Consider the following 19,493-nt stretch of genomic DNA (forward strand, 5'->3'; position numbering starts at 1 on the left):
CCTGGTTCAGTGACTGGTGGTTCGACCGATCACATGACTGTGCGTTCAGTGGCTGGGAATTATAGGGGAGCCAGGGTGGACGGTACAGGCTCGTGCGCTCTGGTAGACTGCCGGCCTTTATTGCCCTGCCGAGTGTCGTTCGTGTCGAGTTTTCCTGTCTGTCGGCGTCACCCACGATGAATCATGCCCCTAACGCCGTAGCCCGCCTGCGCGACCAGCGCATCGACGAAGGAATCAAGCCGATCCAGGCCCGTGGTTGGCGCGCCCCCCGTTGCAGCGCTTGCCGAGTGATCGAGAGCCATTGCCTGTGCGCCTGGCGTCCTAGCGTCGAGACCCGCTCCGGGGTCTGCCTGATCATGACCAACAAGGAAGTGTTCAAGCCGAGCAACACCGGTTGGCTGATTGCCGATGTGGTGCGCGACAATCATGCATTCATCTGGTCGCGCACCGACGTTGATGAACAACTGCTGGCATTGCTGAACGATCCGCAATGGCAACCGTACCTGGTGTTTCCTGGCGAATACGTCGAGCCATCGCGGGTTACCCACACGGTTGACCTAGATCATGGCAAGCGCCCGTTGTTCATTCTGCTGGACGCGACCTGGACGGAGGCGCGGAAGATTTTCCGTAAGAGCCCGTATTTCGACCGGCTGCCGATCCTGAGCCTGCTACCCGACAGACTGTCGCGCTACCGCTTGCGCCGTTCGACCCGTAGCGAGCACCTGTGCACCGCCGAAGTGGCGGCGTTGTGTCTGGAACTGGCGGGGGACACCGACGCCGCGTCGGCCCTGGACGCCTATTTCGATGTGTTCAGCCAGCATTATCTGGGGGCCAAGGGGCAGCAGGAGGTGAACGTGTCGACCCCGGCGCACGCGCAGTTGCAAGCCTTTATCGGTACACCGCAGGCGGTATTGGCCCAATAGTGGCCCATACTGGACACAGGGGCGGCCGTGCTGCTTGACCACCCCGGCTTCGCTGGGCATGCTTGGCGCCGACCCGGGTGCAGCCGATGTTTGAAACGCCCTGTTTGGCGTTGAACGTGCCCCTGTGGATGCCGCTGCATGGCGGTGTCTTGAGTTGTCTTGGCGAGGCGCGAATGCATCGGGCCTGCCATTAAAAACAGGATCATTGGAAAAATGGCCACATACGAAATCCTGATTGCCGATGACCACCCGCTCTTTCGCAGCGCGTTGCATCAGGCAGTGACCCTGGGCCTTGGCCCGGCTGTCCGGTTGACGGAGGTGGCCAGTATCGCGGAACTGGAGGTCCAACTGACGGCGAAGGCCGATTGGGACCTGGTGCTGCTGGATCTGAACATGCCCGGTGCCTATGGGTTTTCCGGGCTGGTGCTGTTGCGCGGCCAATACCCGCAGATCCCCGTGGTCATGGTCTCGGCCCAGGAAGAAGCCTCGGTGATGGTCAAGGCCCGGGAGTTCGGTGCCAGTGGCTTCATACCCAAGTCCAGTTCCCTGGAGATGATCCAGAAGGCTGTGAAAGCGGTCCTGGACGGCGATGTCTGCTGGCCGCCCCAGGCGTTCGAAGCAGTGAGCGTGTCCGAGGAAGCCAAGGCCGCCAGCGAGGGGCTGGCCAGCCTCACGCCGCAGCAGTTTCGGGTGTTGACCATGGTCTGCGAAGGCCTGCTGAACAAGCAGATTGCCTATGAGCTGAACGTGTCGGAGGCCACCATCAAGGCCCACGTCACGGCGATCTTTCGTAAGCTGAACGTGCGCACCCGGACCCAGGCAGCCTTGCTGTTGCAACAACTTGAGTCAATTTCACCGCAGGCTTAGTGTTCTGATTCACGCTTTTTTGACCGGGTTTGAATTAGCTTCTCCACTCCTTTTCGATCAGTTGCCCACTCTATGTCACCTTTTAAAGGCCAGACCGGCCTGAAACGCATCCTCAACGCCTCCGGCTATTCCTTGGACGGACTGCGTGCGGCTTTTGTCGGCGAAGCGGCTTTCCGTCAGCTGGTGCTGCTCAACGTCGTGCTGATTCCGTTGTCATTCTTCCTGAACGTCAGTCGTGTCGAGCAGGCGCTGCTGATAGCCGTGTGTCTGCTGGCATTGATCGTGGAGCTGCTCAACTCGGCGGTGGAGGCGGCCATCGACCGCATCTCCCTGGAACTGCACCCATTGTCGAAAAACGCCAAGGACATGGGCAGCGCCGCCCAGTTCGTCGCCCTGACAATGATCGCGTTGGTCTGGGGCGTGGTGCTGTTGTAGCGGCTCACGCAATGGCCGGCAGCACGATTTCGTCGCTGCGTTGGGCCCCGGCGGTGAACGCTCGGCACAGTTCGAGGAATTCACGCATGGCCGAGGTCTGGTACTTCTGTTTATGCCAGATGAAATAAAACTGCCGCGCCAGGTCCATGTCCGGGGTTTCCACCGCGACGAGGCTGCCGCGGCGGAAGGCGTCGCGCAGGGCCAGGCGTGAAATGCAGCCAATGCCCAGGCCGGACTCCACGGCGCGCTTGATCGCTTCGGTGTGTTCCAGTTCCAGGCGGATGTTCAGCGCACTGCGGTGGTGGCGCATGGCTTGGTCGAAGGTCAGGCGGGTGCCGGAACCCTGTTCTCGCAGGATCCAGGCCTCATGGGTCAGTTCCTCCATGGTCGCCTGGCCGCGCTTGGCCAGCGGGTGTTGGGGGGCGCAGAACACCACCAGTTCGTCCTCGACCCAGCTCTGCACCTCGATGTCCGGATGGCTGCAGTCACCTTCGATTAGACCCAGATCAATTTCATAGTGGGCAACCTGGTGCACGATATTGGCAGTGTTCTGCACGTGCAGCTTCACCTGGCTTTCCGGATGGCGCTGCATGAAGCCGCCGATCAGCAGGGTCGCCAGGTAATTGCCGATGGTCAGCGTGGCGCCGACCGCCAATGAGCCGAAACCGGACTTGCCATTGAGCAGGTCTTCGATCTCCTTGGCCTGGTCCAGCAGCGCCACGGCCTGGGGCAGCAGCTGTTTGCCCAGGGCATTGAGGCTCAGGCGTTTGCCGGCGCGGTCGAACAACTGGCAGCTGGATTGGCGCTCCAGTTCAGTGATGGAGGTGCTGGCGGCCGACTGCGATAGATTGAGCAGGCCCGCAGCACGGGACACACTCTCTTGCTGAGCGACGGCGACGAAGACTTGAAGTTGACGAAGAGTAAATCGCATATCGATATAACCGATAACCCTTATCTTAATAATCCATTTAACAGATATTGTCGCCGCCATTAGAATGCGATGCAATTGCGCAAATTAACGACGCAGGCATCATTCCCCAGGAGTCACCGTACATGAGCAACATGAACCACGAGCGTGTCCTCAGTGTTCATCACTGGAACGACACTCTGTTCAGCTTCAAGTGCACCCGCGATCCGGGCCTGCGCTTCGAGAACGGCCAGTTCGTGATGATCGGCCTGCAACAGCCCAACGGCCGCCCGCTCATGCGCGCTTACTCGATTGCCAGCCCGAACTGGGAAGAGCATCTCGAGTTCTTCAGCATCAAGGTGCCTGACGGTCCGCTGACCTCCCAGTTGCAGCACTTGAAGGAAGGCGACGAGATCATCATCAGCAAGAAGCCCACTGGCACGCTGGTGCTGGACGATCTCAAGCCTGGCAAGCATTTGTACCTGCTCAGCACCGGCACTGGCCTGGCGCCGTTCATGAGCGTCATCCAGGATCCGGAAACCTACGAGCGTTTCGAAAAGGTGATCCTGTGCCACGGCGTACGTTACGTCAATGAAGTCGCCTATCGCGAATTCATCACCGAGCACTTGCCGCAGAACGAGTTCTTCGGCGAAGCGCTGCGTGAAAAGCTGATCTACTACCCGACCGTGACGCGCGAACCGTTCGAGAACGAAGGTCGCCTGACCGACCTGATGCGCAGTGGCAAGCTGTTCCGCGACATCGGCCTGCCGCCGATCAATCCGCAGGACGACCGCGCCATGTTGTGCGGCAGTCCAAGCATGCTCGACGAGACCAGCGAAGTGCTCAACAGCTTCGGCCTGACCGTTTCGCCGCGTATGCGCGAGCCAGGTGATTACCTGATCGAGCGGGCGTTTGTAGAGAAGTAAACCTCGACATCTGCGGTGGCTGAATGATCGCCATCGCGAGCAGGCTCGCTCCCACAATGAATCCTGTGTGAACACAAATCTCGTGTCCACTGCAGATCAAATGTGGGAGCGAGACTGCTCGCGATGGTCGTGACTCGGTCCAGACAGCCAAAAAAAGCCCGCGCTACCTGAAGAAGGCAGCGCGGGCTTTTTCGTTTCTGGCGGTTACGATTTCGCCGGAATCACTTCCAGCACCCGGATCACCCCCGGCTGTGGGTAATGCCAGCGAACGTCCAGGTCCCAGAACTGCGCGCCGTATTCCCGCTCGGCTGTAGGAATCTGGTACGCCGGGCGTGGGTCTTGGGCCAGGCACTGTTCAATCAGCGCCACCAAGGGCTCTTCCAGGCGCGTGGCGTGATCTTGGGCCTGCAGCAGGGCGGTGTCCGCCCATTGCACGGGGATCAGCTCAGGCGCGGCGCTGGCAATGTCGTTGGACGCCGAGTCGATGATGTCGGCGTAGGGCACGTAGGGCTTGATGTCCAGCACTGGCGTGCCGTCCAGCAAATCGATACCCGAGATCCACAGGCGCCCGGCTTCGACCCGTTCCAGCTTCACCACCGACTGGCCGATGCCGTTGGGTCGGTGGGTGGCGCGGGTGGCGAATACGCCCATGGACTTATTTCCGCCCAGGCGCGGTGGACGAACCTTCAACCGTGGCTTGTCTTCCAGGGCCTGATGGAACAGGAACAGCAGCCAGACATGACTGACCTGCTCCAGCCCTTGCACCGCATCTCCCTGATCGAACGGCGCCACCAGCTCCAGCACACCGCGCGCGGCCGGGGCCAGTTGCGGTTGACGGGGGATAGCGAACTTCTCCTTGAAGCAGGAGCGGACGAAGCCGATGGGGGAGACGGTATGGGTCATTGGCTGGGATCAGCCGCGCACGCGCAGCGTCAGGCCCTTGAGGAAGTTGCGCAGCAACTGGTCGCCACAAGGGCGGTAGTTGGTATGTCCGAATTTGCGGAACAGCGCGCTCAGCTCCGGCTTGGACACCGGGAACTCGGCGGCCTTGAGGATGGCGTGCATGTCGTCTTCCTTCAGTTCGAAGGCCACCCGCAGTTTCTTGAGGATGATGTTATTGGTCACCGGCACTTCGATCGGCTGCGGCGGACGACTTTCGTCCTTGCCACGCTTGAAGATCACCAGACCGTCGAGAAAATGCGCCATGACCTCGTCAGGGCAGAACACGAAGCCTTCTTCCTCGTCTTTCTTGAGGTAGCCCGCCAGGTCTGCCAGGGAGACTTCCAGGCCGCCGAGCTTGATGATCTCGATGACTTTCTTGTCGCTGATGTCGAGCATGTAGCGCACGCTGCGCAGTACGTCGTTGTGAATCATGTGTGCAGTCCTGATCAATCGGCAATGGGCGCCCCGGCTCTGCGGGGCGCCGGAAAATTAGAATTTCTCTTTGGCGGACAGGTAGCGCCACTGGCCCAGCGGCACCTTGCCGATGGACACGCCGCCGATGCGGATGCGGCGGATGGCGACCACCTTGAGGCCGACCGCCTGGCAAAACAGTGCGATCACACCCGGTTGCGGGTTTTTCATGGCGAAGCGCAGGCGGTTCTCGTTCTGCCAGCTGGCCTTGACCGCGGGCAGTTCCTTGCCCTTGTAGCTCAAGCCATGGTTCAGGCGATTGAGGCCATGGGCGACCATCTCGCCTTCGACTTCGACCACGTATTCCTGCTCGATCTTGGCGGCGTCGGCGGTGAGCTTGCGCAGGATCTTCCAGTCCTGGGTGAACACCAGCAGCCCGCTGGCGTTGGCCTGCAGGTCGGCGCTGGCGGTCAGGCGCAGGAAGTGGCCCTTGAGCGGCCGCTTGCCGAAGCGATGTTCTTCGCTCAGGGTCTGCGGTCCAAGGGAGGCCATTGCAGTGTCTACATCGGTGCCTGCCGGGACGTTCAGCAGCAGGGTCACCGGCTCCGGCGCGGTGGCCTTGGCCTCGGGGTCGAGTTCGACTTTCTGGGTAGTGACCTTGAACTGCGGTTCATCGATCACTTCGCCATCCACGGTGACCCAGCCGCCCTCGATGAACAACTCAGCCTCCCGACGGGAACAGCCGACGAGTTCGATGAGGCGTTTGGAGAGACGAATCGGGTCAGTCATGACAGGGCCGTAACAAAAAGAGGGTGGGCATTGTACCTGCCTGGCGCGGGTTAATCGCGGGTCCATTTGCCTCGTGTGGCTTTTAGCCGCGTCGGGCCTTCAGGTCCGGCTGTTTGTAGCGCATGTGCAGCAGTGGATAAGGCTGGTTCATGCCGTCCCGTGCCGAGCGCCCAATCACTTCAAAACCCTGCTTGAGGTAAAAGCCCAGGGCTTGCGGGTTCTGTTCGTTGACGTCCAGTTGATCGGCGTTCAGGTGTTCCATGGCGTAGTGCAGCAGTTGTTTGCCCAGGCCCTGGCCACGGTGTTGCGGGTCGATGAAGAGCATCTCGATCTTGCCGGCGGCAACACCGGCGAAACCGGTGATTCGCTGGCGAGTATCCCGGGTGCAGATGAGCATGACCGCATCGAGGTAACGGGTGAGCACCAGGTTTTTCAGCAGCTCGATATAGCTGTCCGGCAGAAAGTCATGAGTGGCCCGCACCGAAGCCTCCCAGACCTGGGTCAGTTCCTGATAATCGCTGGGTTTGGGGGTGTGGATGACCGAATGCTGGCGCATGCCCGTCAGTTCCTTGTGCTGGATGTCCCGGATTTCTTCATACGATAGCCGTAAAAAAGCCCTGCATCTTGTCGCAAGGCAGGGCTTTTCAATTTTTCGGCTTGTGAAAGCATCTGTGGGAGCCGAGCTTGCTCGCGATGGCGTCGTGTCAGCCAACTTTCATGCTGACTGATACACCGCCATCGCGAGCAAGCTCGGCTCCCACAGGTCATGCAGCAGCCTGTAAAGCGCGGCAGATCAACCGATCTGTTCAGCCCACAAGTCGTATTCATCGGCGTCGGTCACCTTGCACCAGACCTTGTCACCCGGCTTGAGGTTGCTGCCATTGTCGATGAAGACATTGCCATCGATTTCCGGGGCGTCGAAGAAGCAGCGGCCCACGGCACCTTGCTCGTCCACTTCATCCACCAGCACTTCGATTTCGCGGCCGATGCGCATTTGCAGGCGGGCTGAGCTGATGGCCTGCTGGTGCGCCATGAAGCGGTCCCAACGGTCCTGCTTGACGTCGTCCGGCACCACGTCCAGGTCCAGGTCGTTGGCCGGTGCGCCTTCGACAGGGGAGTACTGGAAGCAGCCGACGCGGTCGAGCTGGGCTTCGGTCAGCCAGTCCAGGAGGTACTGGAAGTCTTCTTCGGTTTCACCGGGGAAGCCGACGATGAAGGTCGAGCGGATGATCAGGTCGGGGCAGATTTCGCGCCAGTTCTTGATCCGAGCCAGGGTCTTGTCTTCGAACGCCGGGCGCTTCATGGCCTTGAGGACCTTCGGGCTGGCGTGCTGGAACGGGATGTCCAGGTACGGCAGGATCTTGCCGGCGGCCATCAGCGGGATCAGTTCGTCGACATGCGGGTACGGGTAGACGTAATGCAGGCGGACCCAGACGCCGAGGGTGCTGAGGGCTTCGCACAGTTCGGTCATGCGGGTTTTCACCGGCGCGCCGTTCCAGAAGCCGGTGCGGTATTTCACGTCGACGCCGTAGGCGCTGGTGTCCTGGGAGATCACCAGCAATTCCTTGACGCCGGCCTTGACCAGGCGCTGGGCCTCGTCGAGCACATCACCCACCGGGCGGCTCACCAACTTGCCGCGCATCGACGGGATGATGCAGAAGCTGCAGCTGTGATTGCAGCCTTCGGAAATCTTCAGGTAGGCATAGTGGCGCGGGGTCAGCTTGATGCCTTGTGGCGGCACCAGGTCGATCAGCGGGTTGTGGTCCTGGCGCGGTGGCACCACGTCGTGGACGGCATTGACCACCTGTTCGTACTGCTGCGGTCCGGTCACGGACAACACGCTCGGGTGCACGTTGCGGATGTTGCCTTCTTCCACGCCCATGCAGCCGGTGACGATGACCTTGCCGTTTTCCTTGATGGCTTCGCCGATCACTTCCAGGGACTCGGCCTTGGCCGAATCGATGAAGCCGCAGGTGTTGACCACCACCACGTCGGCGTCCTGGTAAGTGGACACTACGTCATAGCCTTCCATGCGCAGTTGGGTCAGGATGCGCTCGGAGTCGACCAGAGCCTTCGGGCAACCCAGGGATACGAAGCCAACCTTCGGATTGGCTGGCGCGGTAGTGGTGGACATGTCTAACCTCGGTGTAGGGGGATCGTCTCTTGCCGAGACAGGGCGCCTGGCGCGCCTCTGATCAAAAAGTGCGCAATTCTATCCATGGCCGACGCACTTGACCAGCTTTATACCGGGAAATGCGACGAGTGCTGCGCTATGCTTCGCGCCTTTGCGTTCTGACGATTGCTACAGTCAACGAAACGTCTGTAACAATACGTAAAACAGCGCATGCTGCTTCAGCAAAACAAAGTGCTTCGTTCAAGAAGACAGGTCTGGGAATCGGGAGTGTTGGATGGGTCATGCAAGTAGTCAGGCGGCGGGTGCCGAGCATTCGGCAGCGAAGCCGCTGAGCATGCTGGTCGCGGCGGTCGGAGTGGTTTATGGCGATATCGGCACAAGCCCGTTGTACACCCTCAAGGAAGTGTTTTCCGGTGCCTATGGCGTGCCTGTCAATCACGATGGGGTGCTGGGGATTCTCTCGCTGATTTTCTGGTCGCTGATCTGGGTCGTGTCGATCAAGTACATGATGTTCGTCCTGCGCGCCGACAACCAGGGCGAGGGCGGGATCATGGCGCTCACTGCCCTGGCGCGGCGAGCGGCGGCGGGAAAGGCACGACTGCGGACATTCCTGGTGGTCTGCGGCTTGATCGGTGCGGCGCTGTTCTACGGCGACAGCATGATCACCCCGGCGATTTCCGTGCTCTCGGCAATTGAAGGCCTTGGCCTGGCGTTCGAAGGCATCGATCACTGGGTGGTGCCGTTGTCGCTGGTGGTGCTGGTGGGGTTGTTCCTGATCCAGCGCCACGGTACCGCACGGATTGGCATCCTGTTTGGCCCGATCATGGTCACCTGGTTCCTGGTGCTCGGCGCTCTTGGCGTTTACGGCATCAGTCAGCAACCGGAAGTGATGCATGCGATCAACCCGGCCTGGGCTGTGCGCTTTTTTGTCGTCCATCCTGGCATGGGTGTGGCGATCCTTGGCGCGGTGGTACTGGCACTGACCGGCGCCGAAGCCCTGTACGCCGACATGGGCCACTTCGGCCGCAAACCGATCGCCCGGGCTTGGTTCATCCTGGTGTTGCCGGCGCTGGTGCTCAATTATTTCGGCCAGGGGGCGTTGCTGCTGGGCGACCCGGAAGCGGCGCGCAACCCGTTCTATCTGCTGGCGCCAAGCTGGGCACTGATCCCGTTGGTGGGCCTGTCGACCCTGGCCACGGTGATCGCTTCGCAAGCGGTGATTTCCGGCGCGTTCTCCCTGACGCGTCAGGCGATTCAGCTCGGTTACATCCCGCGCATGTACATCCAGCACACCTCCAGCGCCGAGCAGGGCCAGATCTACATCGGTGCGGTGAACTGGTCGCTGATGGTCGGCGTGGTGCTGCTGGTACTGGGTTTCGAGTCTTCCGGCGCGCTGGCCTCGGCCTACGGCGTGGCAGTGACCGGTACCATGCTGATGACCACGATCCTGGTGTCCGCGGTGATCCTGCTGTTGTGGAAATGGCCGCCGTTTCTGGCGGTGCCGCTGTTGTTCGGTTTCCTGCTGGTGGACGGCCTGTACTTCGCTGCCAACGTGCCGAAGATCATCCAGGGCGGCGCTTTCCCGGTCATCGCCGGCATTGCCTTGTTCGTGCTGATGACCACCTGGAAGCGCGGCAAGCAGTTGCTGGTGGATCGCCTGGATGAAGGGGCGCTGCCGCTGCCGATCTTCATCAGCAGCATCCGCGTGCAGCCCCCTCACCGTGTCCAGGGTACCGCCGTGTTCCTGACCGCGCGTTCGGACGCAGTGCCCCACGCGTTGTTGCACAACCTGTTGCACAATCAGGTGCTGCATGAGCAAGTCGTACTGCTGACGGTGGTCTATGAAGATATCCCCCGGGTGCCGCCGCAACGGCGCTTCGAGGTCGACGCCTATGGCGAAGGGTTCTTCCGGGTGATCCTGCACTTCGGCTTTACCGACGAGCCGGACGTCCCGCAGGCGCTCAAGCTTTGCCATCTGGATGACCTGGACTTCAGTCCGATGCGCACGACCTACTTCCTCAGCCGCGAGACCGTCATTGCCTCCAAGCTCGAGGGTATGGCCCGCTGGCGCGAGATACTGTTCGCCTTCATGCTGAAAAATGCCAACGGCAATCTGCGCTTCTTCAATCTGCCGCTGAACCGGGTGATTGAATTGGGAACGCAGGTCGAAATGTAAGCCTGGGCAAGAAGCCCCCGTTGCCTTGCGGCGGCGGGGGCTTTTTTGTGGGCGACCCAACTGTAAGATGCTAATGAATCCTTGTGGGAGCGAGCCTGCTCGCGATAGCTGAGGGTCAGTTGACGGTGATGTTGACTGTGCTGCCGTCATCGCGAGCAGGCTCGCTCCCACAGGGGTATGTGTAAATCGAACGACCACAAAAAAGCCCCTGCATCCGTAAAGGCTGCAGGGGCTTCTCGTTAAGCCTGCATCAGGTCACTGGTCGGCAGGCTTGCTCTGGCGCTTGTTGATCTCATCGATCAGGCGCTTGGCCAGGGCCGGGTAGTTTTCGTCAAAGTGGTGGCCGCCAGGCAGTTTGATGGCTTCGCCCACGGCGGTCTTGTCGGTGCAACCGCTTTCGTCAGCCTCTTCGCCGCCATAGATGCACACCACTTTCTCGGCAGGCAGCTTGGCCATTTCCGGGCCGGTGGCCGCCTCGGTGCCGGCGTTGCCGAGCCAGCCTTCGACTTCGATCTCGAAGCTGCCGGTGCGGGCGAAGGCCAGCAGGATGATCGCATCGACCCGCTGTTGTTCGGTGGCTGGCAGGCGATTGTAGATGGCTGGCAGCACGTCGGCGCCGAAGGAGTAGCCGGTCAGGATGAAGCGCTTGGTGCCCCAGATCTGACGGTAGTGCTGCATCAGTTCGGCCAGGTCGACCGCGCTCTGCTCAGGGCTCTTGTGCTGCCAGTAGTAGCGCAGGGTGTCGATACCGACCACTGGGTAGCCGATCTTGGCCATTTCATCGGCCACGTCGCGGTCCAGGTCACGCCAGCCACCGTCGCCGGAGAGGAACAGGGTTACGGTGTCCCGCGCCTGGCTGGCTGGGACTTCCACCACCGGGATGCTCAGGCCACCCTTGCCCTTGTCGGCGCCTACCAGGATCTTGCGCAGTTCGTTGTTCAGCACTTGCGGCAGGTTGATGTCGTAGTCGCTGATGCTGGTTTCGGCATTTTTCTGATCCCGTACGAAACCGGCGCTGGTGTCGTCAGGGTTATCGTTCCACGCCACCAGCCAGTGGCCATGGGCCGCGCTTTTGGGCAGCAAGTGCGTGCAGCCGGGTTTTTCCAGGGCCAGGTCCACCGAAACGGCCTTGGCCTTGTCGTCTTTCTGCTCGGCCAGCCAGCGCCAGGCCAGCACGGCGCCAGGGCCGATGCCGCTAACCAGCGTGGCCGGCCCTTGGAGCTGCCGCAGGCCCGCTTGCAGGGCGCGGCCTTGCAGCATGCAGTCCTTGGGCAGGATCACCTGGACGATCTGTGCCGAGCCGCTGCGGCTGAGGGTCGTCAATTGGGTGTCGCTGAGCTTCTGGTCTTCATTGACCGCCACCAGCACCTGGGCACGTGGCTTGGTGCCAGGGATGACCCGGGTCATTGCCACGCCGTCGGCGGGCGCCAGTTGTTCCAGGGTGGGTTGCGGGGCCGGGCGGTTCCAGTACCAGTAACCGCCACCGAGAATCACCGCCAGCACCAGCAGGGCGGCCACTACGTATCGCCAGGAGCGTTGCATCATCAGCGTTTCACCAGTCCAGTCAGGCCGCCTGCAATCAGGGCGGCAGTATCGGCCAGCGCCACCAGCGGATCGAGTCCGGCGGGCACGGCCATGTAACGAGGTTCCCAGTCAGGCTGGAATTTATCTTTGAAGCGGCGCAGCCCCTGGAAGTTGTAGAGCTGCTCGCCACGGCGGAACACCATCGAGCCTAGGCGCTGGGTCAGCGGCGCGCCACGACGCGGCTGCAGGCCCGACAGTGGGACCATGCCCAGGCTGAAACGGGCAAAGTCATGGTTCTTATAGTGTTGGATGAGGCCGACCATCATGAACTCCATGGTCAGCTTCGGGGCTTCGGGGTGGGCGCGCATCAGGTCGAGGCTGGCCAGATCATGGCTGTGGGTCTCCAGCAGGTTGGCGAATGCAACCGGGCGGCCTTCGAATCGAATCACCGCGATACGAAAGTGCTTGAGGTAGTCGTCGCTGAAACGGCCCAGGGAAAAACCTTTCTCGCGCACGTTCTTGCCGGTCAGCCAGGCATCGGAAATGACCTTGAGCTCATCCATCGGTGCCTGGCCCGGTTCGTGGATCTCCAGCGAAAGCCCGTCACGGGTGCCGCGGTTCCAGGTGTAACGCAAGTCCTTCATCTCTTTGCCCTTGGCTTCGAGATCGAAACGCTTGAGGTCGACCCGTGCTTCCTCGCCCAGCTTGATGGCTGTCAGGCCGATGTCCATGTAGTACGGCAGGTTCTCGGCACGCACCTGGTAGAACACCGGGCGGGCATGGTGGATGTCACACAGGTCACGGAACTGCCAGATCATTTCGGCCCGTTGTTGGGTTGGCCCGATAGGGTCATACAACGCCACCAGGCTGCGACCACGGCGGGCATACATCAGGAAGGCTTCGTCGTTGGGGTGAAACAGCAATGCCTTGTCACCGGTCAGGGCCAGGCCACCGTCGGGTTGCGAAGACGCCATGAGGATCGTCTTGGCCCGCTCCAGTTCTTCTGCGGTCGGCAAATGGATCACCGGCCGGGCGGTGCGCAGCAGCCAGGTCAGGGACACCACCACCAGCAGCACTGCCGCACCCAGCAGCGAGCGCAGGCCACGAGGGGCGTCGGCGTCGAGGGTGAACTGCCACCAGAGTTGATGGCTGTAGGGCACGTCCTGGTAAGCAAACAGCAACAGCCAGATCGACGCGCCAAGCACGCAAAGGCTGGCGATCAGGAACAGTGGGGAAAACGGCAGCTCGGTCAGGCGACTCGGACGATAGAAGGAACGCCGGAATACCGCCAGCAGGGAGGCCGTCAGCGTCAGCAACGTGGCTTCTTCCCAGTCAAAACCCTTGAGCAGGGAGAGCAGGGCGCCCACCAGCAGCAAAATGGTGGTCAGCATCCAGGCCGCCGACAGGCGGCGACGCAGCCCCTGGGCGAGCAACAGGCACAACACGCCCACCAGGCTGGCGCCGAAGTGCGAAGCGTCGACCAGCCGATGAGGGATCAGGAAACCGATGTGCTCCAGGCGGGTGTCGATTTCTGGTGTCACCCCGGAAAACAGCAGCACCACGCCCGAGAGGAACACCAGCACTGCCAGGATCGGTGCCGCGAGGCCCGACGCCGCCCGCAGGGTCTGGCGCGTCTGGAACAGCCGTTGCGCTTCATTGATCAGCAGCAATACGCAAGCCACCAGCATCGGCAGCAGCACGTAGATCAAGCGATACAGCAACAGCGCGGCGGCCAGTGGGGCGGCGCCGAGTTTGTCGGCAAACGCGGCCAGCAGGATCGCTTCGAACACGCCGACACCGCCCGGTACATGGCTGAGCACCCCGGCGGCCAGCGCCAGCAGGTACACCAGCAGGAAAGCGCCGAACGGCGGCGCCTCGGGCAGCAACAGATACAACACGGTGGCGGCGGCGGCGACGTCCAGCGCGGTGATCACCAGTTGCAGGAAGGTCAGGCGTCGGCCCGGCAGGCGCAGTGTGCGGCGCCCGGCCTTGACCAGCAGGCTGTCCCGATGAGGCTGTTCCGGCAGGCGCCGGCGGTAAATACCGATGGCCAACACGCTGGTGAGCAGCAGCACCGCCACGGAAATGGCCCCCAGCAAAGTCGCAGGCAGGTGCAGCGCAGCGGACGCGGCGGGCAGGTTGCTGAGCGTCGCCAGGGCCGCCAGCGGCGGCAACGCGCAGCCCAGGGACAGGCTGGCGAACAGCGTCATGTGGGCGACATCCGAGGCCCCCAGGCCATGACGCGCATACAGGCGGTAGCGCACCGAACCGCCCGACAGCAGTGACAGGCCAATGGCATTGCCGATGGCGAACGCGGTGAATCCGCCCAGGACCATGGTTTGTGGTGGCAGCGTCACTCCGGCGTAACGGCTGGCGGACCATTCGTAGCCCAGGAGAATGATGAAGCCGGCCACCGTGGCGGCGATCGCACCGAGCAGGGCTGGCCGGGGCACTTCCAGAATAGAGTCGTGCAGGGCGTACAGATCGAGCTCGCTCAGCAGGTGGCGGCAGGCAATCAATGCAATCGCAAACAGCAGCAGCGTGACGGCGAGGCCGATGGGCTGGCGGTACTGGCTGATCCGATCCAGCCAGCGCAGTCGCTCGGCCTTGATCGGTTGTGTCGCAGTAGCGGAGTCTTGCGGGTCAGACGAATGGGCGCGCATCAATCACCTCTTGAGCTATGCGCGACAGGATGGGGGTATCCAGCCAAGTTACCAATCCCTGCGGCAGAAAATAATTACAAAACATTTGTAATGAAGTCTTTTTCGCCAGACACAAAAAAGGCCACTCTTTCGAGCAGCCTTTCTTGATATTTGGTTGCGGGAGCCGGATTTGAACCGACGACCTTCGGGTTATGAGCCCGACGAGCTACCAGACTGCTCCATCCCGCGTCTGTGTGGCGGCATTCTACAGGCGAACGCCCGAGTGTCAACCGTTAAAAGGCGATGGGGCCAAATAAACGAGCGATCCACACCTGGTCTTCCTAAATGCTCGGAATGTAAGGGAATTGTCCTACAACTTGGGGGGGCGTGGAGGGGCGCAGGCGGCGACTCTCTGATCATGTAGTCAAAAACGAGCACGCACAAAAAAGGCCACTCTCTCGAGTAGCCTTTCTTGATGTTTGGTTGCGGGAGCCGGATTTGAACCGACGACCTTCGGGTTATGAGCCCGACGAGCTACCAGACTGCTCCATCCCGCGTCTGTGTGGCGGCATTCTACAGAGGATCGCCTTGCTGTCAACCCCGGCGTTATAAAAACCTGTTCCGCTTCAAGCGCTTAGACTTGGTAAAGGGCATTGTGACAGCGCTGTGACGCAGGCCTGGCAAGGGCTGGCGCTCTATCGGATGATTCGCTGCGATTGAATAAATAAATTTATGTAGGCGCTTTCCTTACTGAGCGAAGGATCTTTCAAACTACTGGTGCTATATACAGGTGCGAGTGCGATACTGGTGACCCGATTCGTCGCACACTCCGCTTCTTTATGACGCAACGTAAAATCATCCACGTCGACTGTGACTGCTTCTATGCCGCTATCGAGATGCGCGATGACCCGCGGCTGGCCGGCAAGCCCCTGGCGGTGGGTGGTTCGGCGGATCGGCGGGGCGTGATTGCCACCTGTAATTATGAGGCTCGTGCCTATGGCGTACGCTCGGCCATGTCCTCCGGTCACGCGTTGAAGCTCTGTCCGGATCTCACTATCGTCAAGCCACGAATGGATGCCTACAGGGAAGCGTCGAGGGAAATTCATACGATTTTCAGCGATTACACTGACCTGATCGAGCCGCTGTCACTGGACGAGGCTTACCTGGACGTCTCCGCCAGCGCTCATTTCGGTGGCAGCGCCACCCGCATCGCCCAGGATATTCGCCGACGCGTTTCCAACCAGTTGCACATCACCGTGTCCGCAGGCGTCGCGCCGAACAAGTTCCTGGCCAAGATCGCCAGTGACTGGAAAAAGCCCAACGGCCTGTTCGTCATCACCCCGGACCAGGTCGAGGACTTCGTCTCGGCCCTGCCGGTCAGCAAGCTCCACGGTGTTGGAAAAGTCACCGCCGATAAGCTGAACCGGCTTGGTATCGTCGATTGCCTGCAATTGCGTCAATGGGACAAGTTGGCGCTGGTGCGCGAATTCGGCAGTTTCGGTGAGCGGCTCTGGAGCCTGGCCCGTGGGATCGATGAGCGTCTGGTGCACAACGACAGCCGACGGCAGTCCATCAGTGTGGAAAATACCTACGATGTCGACCTGCCCGACCTGGTGAGCTGTCTAGACAAGCTGCCGGAACTGATGGAAACCCTCAGCGGACGCATGGCGCGGATCGACAGCAGTTATCGGCCGGGCAAGCCGTTCGTCAAAGTGAAGTTCCACGACTTCACCCAGACCACTCTGGAGCAGGCTGGGGCGGGGCGGGACCTGGGCAGTTACCAATTGCTGTTGACCCAGGCGTTCAACCGCGGTGGTAAACCGGTGCGATTATTGGGGATAGGCGTGCGGTTGGAAGATTTGCGCGGTGGGTTCGAGCAGTTGGAGTTGTTTGAGCGGTGAGGCTGACGATGAGTGCCCTGCTTGGCGCGGTCCTTGTGGCAAGGGAATCCTGTGGGAGCAAGGCTTGCTCGCGATGGCATCCTTGAGACCGCCCTCGCGGGCAAGCCCTGCTCCCACAGGTCTCTCCTTCACACAACCTCCTGCCGCAGGAGGTATTTCAATTCACGCCAGGATCCGCCACCAGCCGCCCGCCATCCTTGGTCAGCGCTTTCATGAATTCGGCTTGCAGCTCTGGATCATTGCGGGTCAGTTCGATCAGGCTCTGCTCCAGTTCGCTGGCTTCTTCTTCCAGTCCCAGCTCCGACAGGCGCTTGACTCGATGAACCCACTGGCTCACTTCGTCGTCTTCCAGGTCGTCGTAGATCAACGCATGGGCTTCCAGCAGCTTGCTGCGCAAGGTGCTGCTGATGCTCAGGGATGAGTCGGTGTGCACTTCGTCCTGGGCATCCGTCACGCTGATCTGCAATTTGCCGAACTGGCTCAGATCCTGTTCGGCGAACGGGCTTTCCAGCAGGTTCAAGCGCAGCACGCCGTTACGGTCGGTGCTCAGCTCGAAGGTCTGCCGGGCGGCCTTGACCTCCACCGGGCGTTCGCTCCAAGGCAGGCTCGAGTGTTCCGTGCGCTTGTCGCGCTGGACTTCGTCGATGCCCGCCAGGTTCTGCTGGGCACGACCATGGGAAGGGACGTTCATGAATGGGTTGAGCCCGGCGAAACCATAGCTGATCCAGTCACGGGTCACGGTGTCCGGCAGGCTGCCGAGGGCGAACACATTGACCACGTTCGTGCCGACACCGGCCACCACGGCCACGGCACCCAAGGGGATTTCGTAAATCTCCCGCCAGGGTTGGTACGGCGTGTAGCGATCGTAATGGCGCGTGACCTCGAACTCAGTGACTTCGAAGGTCTTCTGCTCGTTGATTCGCACCCGCCGCTGGGGCAGGTCGAGCACCTTGGGTTCGCCCACATCGATCTGCAGGCTGTGGTCGAGCAATTTACGCTCGACCCGCTCTTCGTGCTCGCTGCGTTGTGACATCTGGTTGGCACAGCCGCTGACCAGCAGGGCGCCGCACAGGGCGGCGCCACCGAGGCCTAAGGTGTTTCGCTTGAACATGACGTCTCTATCTGGTGTCAGCGGCGGATACGGGCCTGGAGGAACGACAGCACGTCGGCGACCGGCAGCGCTTGCGGCTCGGCCTCGGTGCGGCTCTTGTATTCCAGGTTGCCTTCGGCCAGGCCACGGTCACTGACGACGATCCGATGGGGGATGCCGATCAGTTCCATGTCCGCGAACTTGATGCCGGGGCTGGTTTTCTTGTCGCGGTCGTCCAGCAGCACTTCGAAGCCGGCGGCCGTCAATTCGGCGTAGAGCTTGTCGGTGGCTTCACGCACCAGGTCGGTTTCATAGCGCAGCGGCACCAAGGCAATCTGGAAAGGCGCCAGTGTGTCGCTCCAGATGATGCCTTTCTCGTCGTTGTTCTGCTCGATGGCGGCTGCCACCACGCGGGAAACGCCGATGCCGTAGCAACCCATTTCCAGGGTGACCGGCTTGCCGTTCTCGCCCAGCACTTCGCACTTCATCGCCTTGCTGTACTTGTTACCCAGCTGGAAGATGTGCCCGACTTCGATGCCGCGCTTGATTTCCAGGGTGCCCTTGCCGTCCGGGCTCGGATCGCCGGCCACAACGTTGCGCAGGTCGGCCACGGTTGGCACCGGCAGGTCGCGTTCCCAGTTCACGCCGAAATAGTGCTTGTCATCGATGTTGGCACCGATGGCGAAGTCGCTCATCAACGCCACCGAGCGGTCGATGATGATCGGCAGCGGCAGGTTCAGCGGGCCGAGGGAACCGGCACCGGCGCCGATGGCGTCGCGCAGTTCGGCGTCGGTGGCCATGACCAGCGGGCTGGCGACGCCAGGCTGGTTGGCGGCCTTGATTTCGTTCAGCTCATGATCGCCACGGATGATCAGGGCAATCAGCTTGCCGGCTTCTTCCGCGCGGACGATCAGGGTCTTGATGGTCCGTTCGATCGGCAGGTTGTGGCCTTCCACCAACTGGGCAATGGTCTTGGCGTTCGGAGTGTCCACCAGGCGCAGCTCTTCGGTCGGCGCGGCGCGGGAGGTTTCCCGCGGCACGGCTTCGGCTTTCTCGATGTTGGCGGCGTAATCGGAGCCATTGCTGAAGACGATGTCGTCTTCGCCGGACTCGGCCAGTACGTGGAACTCGTGGGAGCCGGCACCGCCGATGGAGCCGTTGTCGGCTTCAACCGGGCGGAATTTCAGGCCCAGGCGGGTGAACACGTTGCAATACGCCTGGTGCATGCGGTCGTAGGTGACTTGCAGCGAGGCCAGGTCGGTATGGAACGAGTAGGCGTCCTTCATGATGAATTCGCGACCGCGCATCAGGCCGAAGCGTGGACGAATCTCGTCACGGAACTTGGTCTGGATCTGGTACAGGTTGATCGGCAGCTGCTTGTAGCTGCTCAACTCGTTGCGCATCAGGTCGGTGATCACTTCTTCGTGGGTCGGGCCTGCACAGAAGTCGCGACCGTGACGGTCTTTGATGCGCAGCAGCTCAGGGCCGTACTCTTCCCAGCGCCCCGATTCCTGCCACAGCTCGGCCGGTTGGGTGCCCGGCATCAACACTTCCAGGGAACCGGCGGCGTCCATCTCTTCGCGAACGATGGCTTCCACCTTGCGCATGACCCGCAGGCCCATCGGCAGCCAGGTGTACAGGCCCGAGGCGAGTTTGCGGATCATGCCGGCACGCAGCATCAACTGATGGCTGATCACGACGGCGTCGGAAGGCGTTTCTTTCTGTGTGGCGAGCAAAAATTGACTGGTGCGCATGGTTGGCCGTTGTCGGTTGCTGATGACGAGAAGTGACGGAGCATTGTACGGGCGAGATGCCCTGGCGTACAG

General features: G+C 61.3%; 16 protein-coding genes and 2 tRNA genes. 6 read left to right on the forward strand and 12 right to left on the reverse strand.

Features of this window, described 5'->3' with window-relative positions:
• The first annotated feature begins 176 nt into the window (after positions 1-176).
• The 3 genes from PSH86_RS06005 (at position 177) to PSH86_RS06015 (ending at position 2,225) form a co-directional block, all read left to right on the forward strand.
• Positions 177-923, forward strand: a complete 747-nt coding sequence (locus PSH86_RS06005) for a tRNA-uridine aminocarboxypropyltransferase (protein WP_212801953.1) — start codon at positions 177-179, stop codon at positions 921-923.
• A gap of 213 nt (positions 924-1,136) precedes the next feature.
• Positions 1,137-1,790, forward strand: a complete 654-nt coding sequence (erdR, locus tag PSH86_RS06010) for a response regulator transcription factor ErdR (protein WP_003198362.1) — start codon at positions 1,137-1,139, stop codon at positions 1,788-1,790.
• Between the two features lie 72 nt (positions 1,791-1,862).
• Positions 1,863-2,225, forward strand: a complete 363-nt coding sequence (locus tag PSH86_RS06015; protein ID WP_003184792.1) for a diacylglycerol kinase — start codon at positions 1,863-1,865, stop codon at positions 2,223-2,225.
• A 4-nt stretch (positions 2,226-2,229) separates the two neighbouring features.
• Here PSH86_RS06015 and PSH86_RS06020 read toward each other — a convergent pair whose 3' ends face one another.
• Entirely contained in the window at positions 2,230-3,156 is a 927-nt protein-coding gene (locus tag PSH86_RS06020) for a LysR family transcriptional regulator (RefSeq protein ID WP_162893797.1), read from the reverse strand.
• Positions 3,157-3,278: 122 nt separating this feature from the next.
• On the opposite strand from PSH86_RS06020, the gene fpr reads away from it, so the two are divergent.
• On the forward strand, positions 3,279-4,058 hold the full coding sequence (gene fpr / locus PSH86_RS06025; RefSeq protein ID WP_003198368.1) for a ferredoxin-NADP reductase: 780 nt from the start codon (positions 3,279-3,281) through the stop codon (positions 4,056-4,058).
• 204 nt (positions 4,059-4,262) lie between these two features.
• Here the strand turns inward: fpr and tsaA are convergent, their stop codons facing one another.
• The 5 genes from tsaA to rimO form a co-directional block, all read right to left on the reverse strand.
• The gene (gene tsaA, locus PSH86_RS06030; RefSeq protein WP_116831593.1) at positions 4,263-4,961 is read right to left on the reverse strand and encodes a tRNA (N6-threonylcarbamoyladenosine(37)-N6)-methyltransferase TrmO; all 699 of its coding nucleotides are present in this window, start codon (positions 4,959-4,961) and stop codon (positions 4,263-4,265) included.
• A 9-nt stretch (positions 4,962-4,970) separates the two neighbouring features.
• Positions 4,971-5,432: a DUF1456 family protein gene (locus PSH86_RS06035; RefSeq protein ID WP_063322707.1), complete on the reverse strand. Its 462-nt coding sequence runs from the start codon at positions 5,430-5,432 to the stop codon at positions 4,971-4,973.
• A gap of 57 nt (positions 5,433-5,489) precedes the next feature.
• On the reverse strand, positions 5,490-6,200 hold the full coding sequence (locus PSH86_RS06040) for an rRNA pseudouridine synthase (protein WP_109755675.1): 711 nt from the start codon (positions 6,198-6,200) through the stop codon (positions 5,490-5,492).
• 82 nt (positions 6,201-6,282) lie between these two features.
• On the reverse strand, positions 6,283-6,756 hold the full coding sequence (locus tag PSH86_RS06045) for a GNAT family N-acetyltransferase (protein ID WP_109755676.1): 474 nt from the start codon (positions 6,754-6,756) through the stop codon (positions 6,283-6,285).
• A gap of 237 nt (positions 6,757-6,993) precedes the next feature.
• Entirely contained in the window at positions 6,994-8,334 is a 1,341-nt protein-coding gene (gene rimO / locus PSH86_RS06050; RefSeq protein WP_077505975.1) for a 30S ribosomal protein S12 methylthiotransferase RimO, read from the reverse strand.
• Positions 8,335-8,668: 334 nt separating this feature from the next.
• On the opposite strand from rimO, the gene PSH86_RS06055 reads away from it, so the two are divergent.
• Positions 8,669-10,510: a potassium transporter Kup gene (locus PSH86_RS06055; RefSeq protein ID WP_370873800.1), complete on the forward strand. Its 1,842-nt coding sequence runs from the start codon at positions 8,669-8,671 to the stop codon at positions 10,508-10,510.
• Positions 10,511-10,765: 255 nt separating this feature from the next.
• Here the strand turns inward: PSH86_RS06055 and PSH86_RS06060 are convergent, their stop codons facing one another.
• The 4 genes from PSH86_RS06060 to PSH86_RS06075 form a co-directional block, all read right to left on the reverse strand.
• On the reverse strand, positions 10,766-12,055 hold the full coding sequence (locus tag PSH86_RS06060; protein WP_109755679.1) for a virulence factor family protein: 1,290 nt from the start codon (positions 12,053-12,055) through the stop codon (positions 10,766-10,768).
• Positions 12,055-14,697, reverse strand: a complete 2,643-nt coding sequence (gene mprF / locus PSH86_RS06065; protein ID WP_163855125.1) for a bifunctional lysylphosphatidylglycerol flippase/synthetase MprF — start codon at positions 14,695-14,697, stop codon at positions 12,055-12,057. The genes PSH86_RS06060 and mprF overlap by 1 nt, the downstream gene beginning before the upstream one ends.
• Positions 14,698-14,848: 151 nt before the next feature.
• Positions 14,849-14,925 (reverse strand) — tRNA-Met (locus PSH86_RS06070).
• A 231-nt stretch (positions 14,926-15,156) separates the two neighbouring features.
• Positions 15,157-15,233, reverse strand: a tRNA-Met gene (locus PSH86_RS06075).
• Between the two features lie 282 nt (positions 15,234-15,515).
• On the opposite strand from PSH86_RS06075, the gene dinB reads away from it, so the two are divergent.
• The gene (dinB, locus tag PSH86_RS06080) at positions 15,516-16,577 is read left to right on the forward strand and encodes a DNA polymerase IV (protein ID WP_109755681.1); all 1,062 of its coding nucleotides are present in this window, start codon (positions 15,516-15,518) and stop codon (positions 16,575-16,577) included.
• Between the two features lie 157 nt (positions 16,578-16,734).
• On the opposite strand, the gene PSH86_RS06085 is transcribed toward dinB, so the two are convergent.
• Both PSH86_RS06085 and PSH86_RS06090 read right to left on the reverse strand, forming a co-directional pair.
• Positions 16,735-17,688, reverse strand: coding sequence for a hypothetical protein (locus tag PSH86_RS06085; RefSeq protein WP_305488573.1), 954 nt, complete (start codon positions 17,686-17,688; stop codon positions 16,735-16,737).
• Positions 17,689-17,705: 17 nt separating this feature from the next.
• On the reverse strand, positions 17,706-19,421 hold the full coding sequence (locus tag PSH86_RS06090; protein WP_116831595.1) for a proline--tRNA ligase: 1,716 nt from the start codon (positions 19,419-19,421) through the stop codon (positions 17,706-17,708).
• Between the last annotated feature and the right edge of the window lie 72 nt (positions 19,422-19,493).

Origin of the sequence: Pseudomonas sp. FP2300 (assembly GCF_030687595.1) — a bacterium.
Taxonomy (GTDB): Bacteria; Pseudomonadota; Gammaproteobacteria; order Pseudomonadales; family Pseudomonadaceae; genus Aquipseudomonas; species Aquipseudomonas bijieensis.

What these genes read in the sequence shown, in the direction of transcription:
- PSH86_RS06005 (WP_212801953.1), top strand. Translation starts at nt 177, where the DNA reads ATGAATCATGCCCCTAACGCCGTAGCCCGCCTGCGCGACCAGCGCATC.
- erdR (WP_003198362.1), top strand. Translation starts at nt 1,137, where the DNA reads ATGGCCACATACGAAATCCTGATTGCCGATGACCACCCGCTCTTTCGC.
- PSH86_RS06015 (WP_003184792.1), top strand. Translation starts at nt 1,863, where the DNA reads ATGTCACCTTTTAAAGGCCAGACCGGCCTGAAACGCATCCTCAACGCC.
- PSH86_RS06020 (WP_162893797.1), bottom strand. Translation starts at nt 3,156, where the DNA reads ATGCGATTTACTCTTCGTCAACTTCAAGTCTTCGTCGCCGTCGCTCAG.
- fpr (WP_003198368.1), top strand. Translation starts at nt 3,279, where the DNA reads ATGAGCAACATGAACCACGAGCGTGTCCTCAGTGTTCATCACTGGAAC.
- tsaA (WP_116831593.1), bottom strand. Translation starts at nt 4,961, where the DNA reads ATGACCCATACCGTCTCCCCCATCGGCTTCGTCCGCTCCTGCTTCAAG.
- PSH86_RS06035 (WP_063322707.1), bottom strand. Translation starts at nt 5,432, where the DNA reads ATGATTCACAACGACGTACTGCGCAGCGTGCGCTACATGCTCGACATC.
- PSH86_RS06040 (WP_109755675.1), bottom strand. Translation starts at nt 6,200, where the DNA reads ATGACTGACCCGATTCGTCTCTCCAAACGCCTCATCGAACTCGTCGGC.
- PSH86_RS06045 (WP_109755676.1), bottom strand. Translation starts at nt 6,756, where the DNA reads ATGCGCCAGCATTCGGTCATCCACACCCCCAAACCCAGCGATTATCAG.
- rimO (WP_077505975.1), bottom strand. Translation starts at nt 8,334, where the DNA reads ATGTCCACCACTACCGCGCCAGCCAATCCGAAGGTTGGCTTCGTATCC.
- PSH86_RS06055 (WP_370873800.1), top strand. Translation starts at nt 8,669, where the DNA reads ATGCTGGTCGCGGCGGTCGGAGTGGTTTATGGCGATATCGGCACAAGC.
- PSH86_RS06060 (WP_109755679.1), bottom strand. Translation starts at nt 12,055, where the DNA reads ATGATGCAACGCTCCTGGCGATACGTAGTGGCCGCCCTGCTGGTGCTG.
- mprF (WP_163855125.1), bottom strand. Translation starts at nt 14,697, where the DNA reads ATGCGCGCCCATTCGTCTGACCCGCAAGACTCCGCTACTGCGACACAA.
- dinB (WP_109755681.1), top strand. Translation starts at nt 15,516, where the DNA reads ATGACGCAACGTAAAATCATCCACGTCGACTGTGACTGCTTCTATGCC.
- PSH86_RS06085 (WP_305488573.1), bottom strand. Translation starts at nt 17,688, where the DNA reads ATGTTCAAGCGAAACACCTTAGGCCTCGGTGGCGCCGCCCTGTGCGGC.
- PSH86_RS06090 (WP_116831595.1), bottom strand. Translation starts at nt 19,421, where the DNA reads ATGCGCACCAGTCAATTTTTGCTCGCCACACAGAAAGAAACGCCTTCC.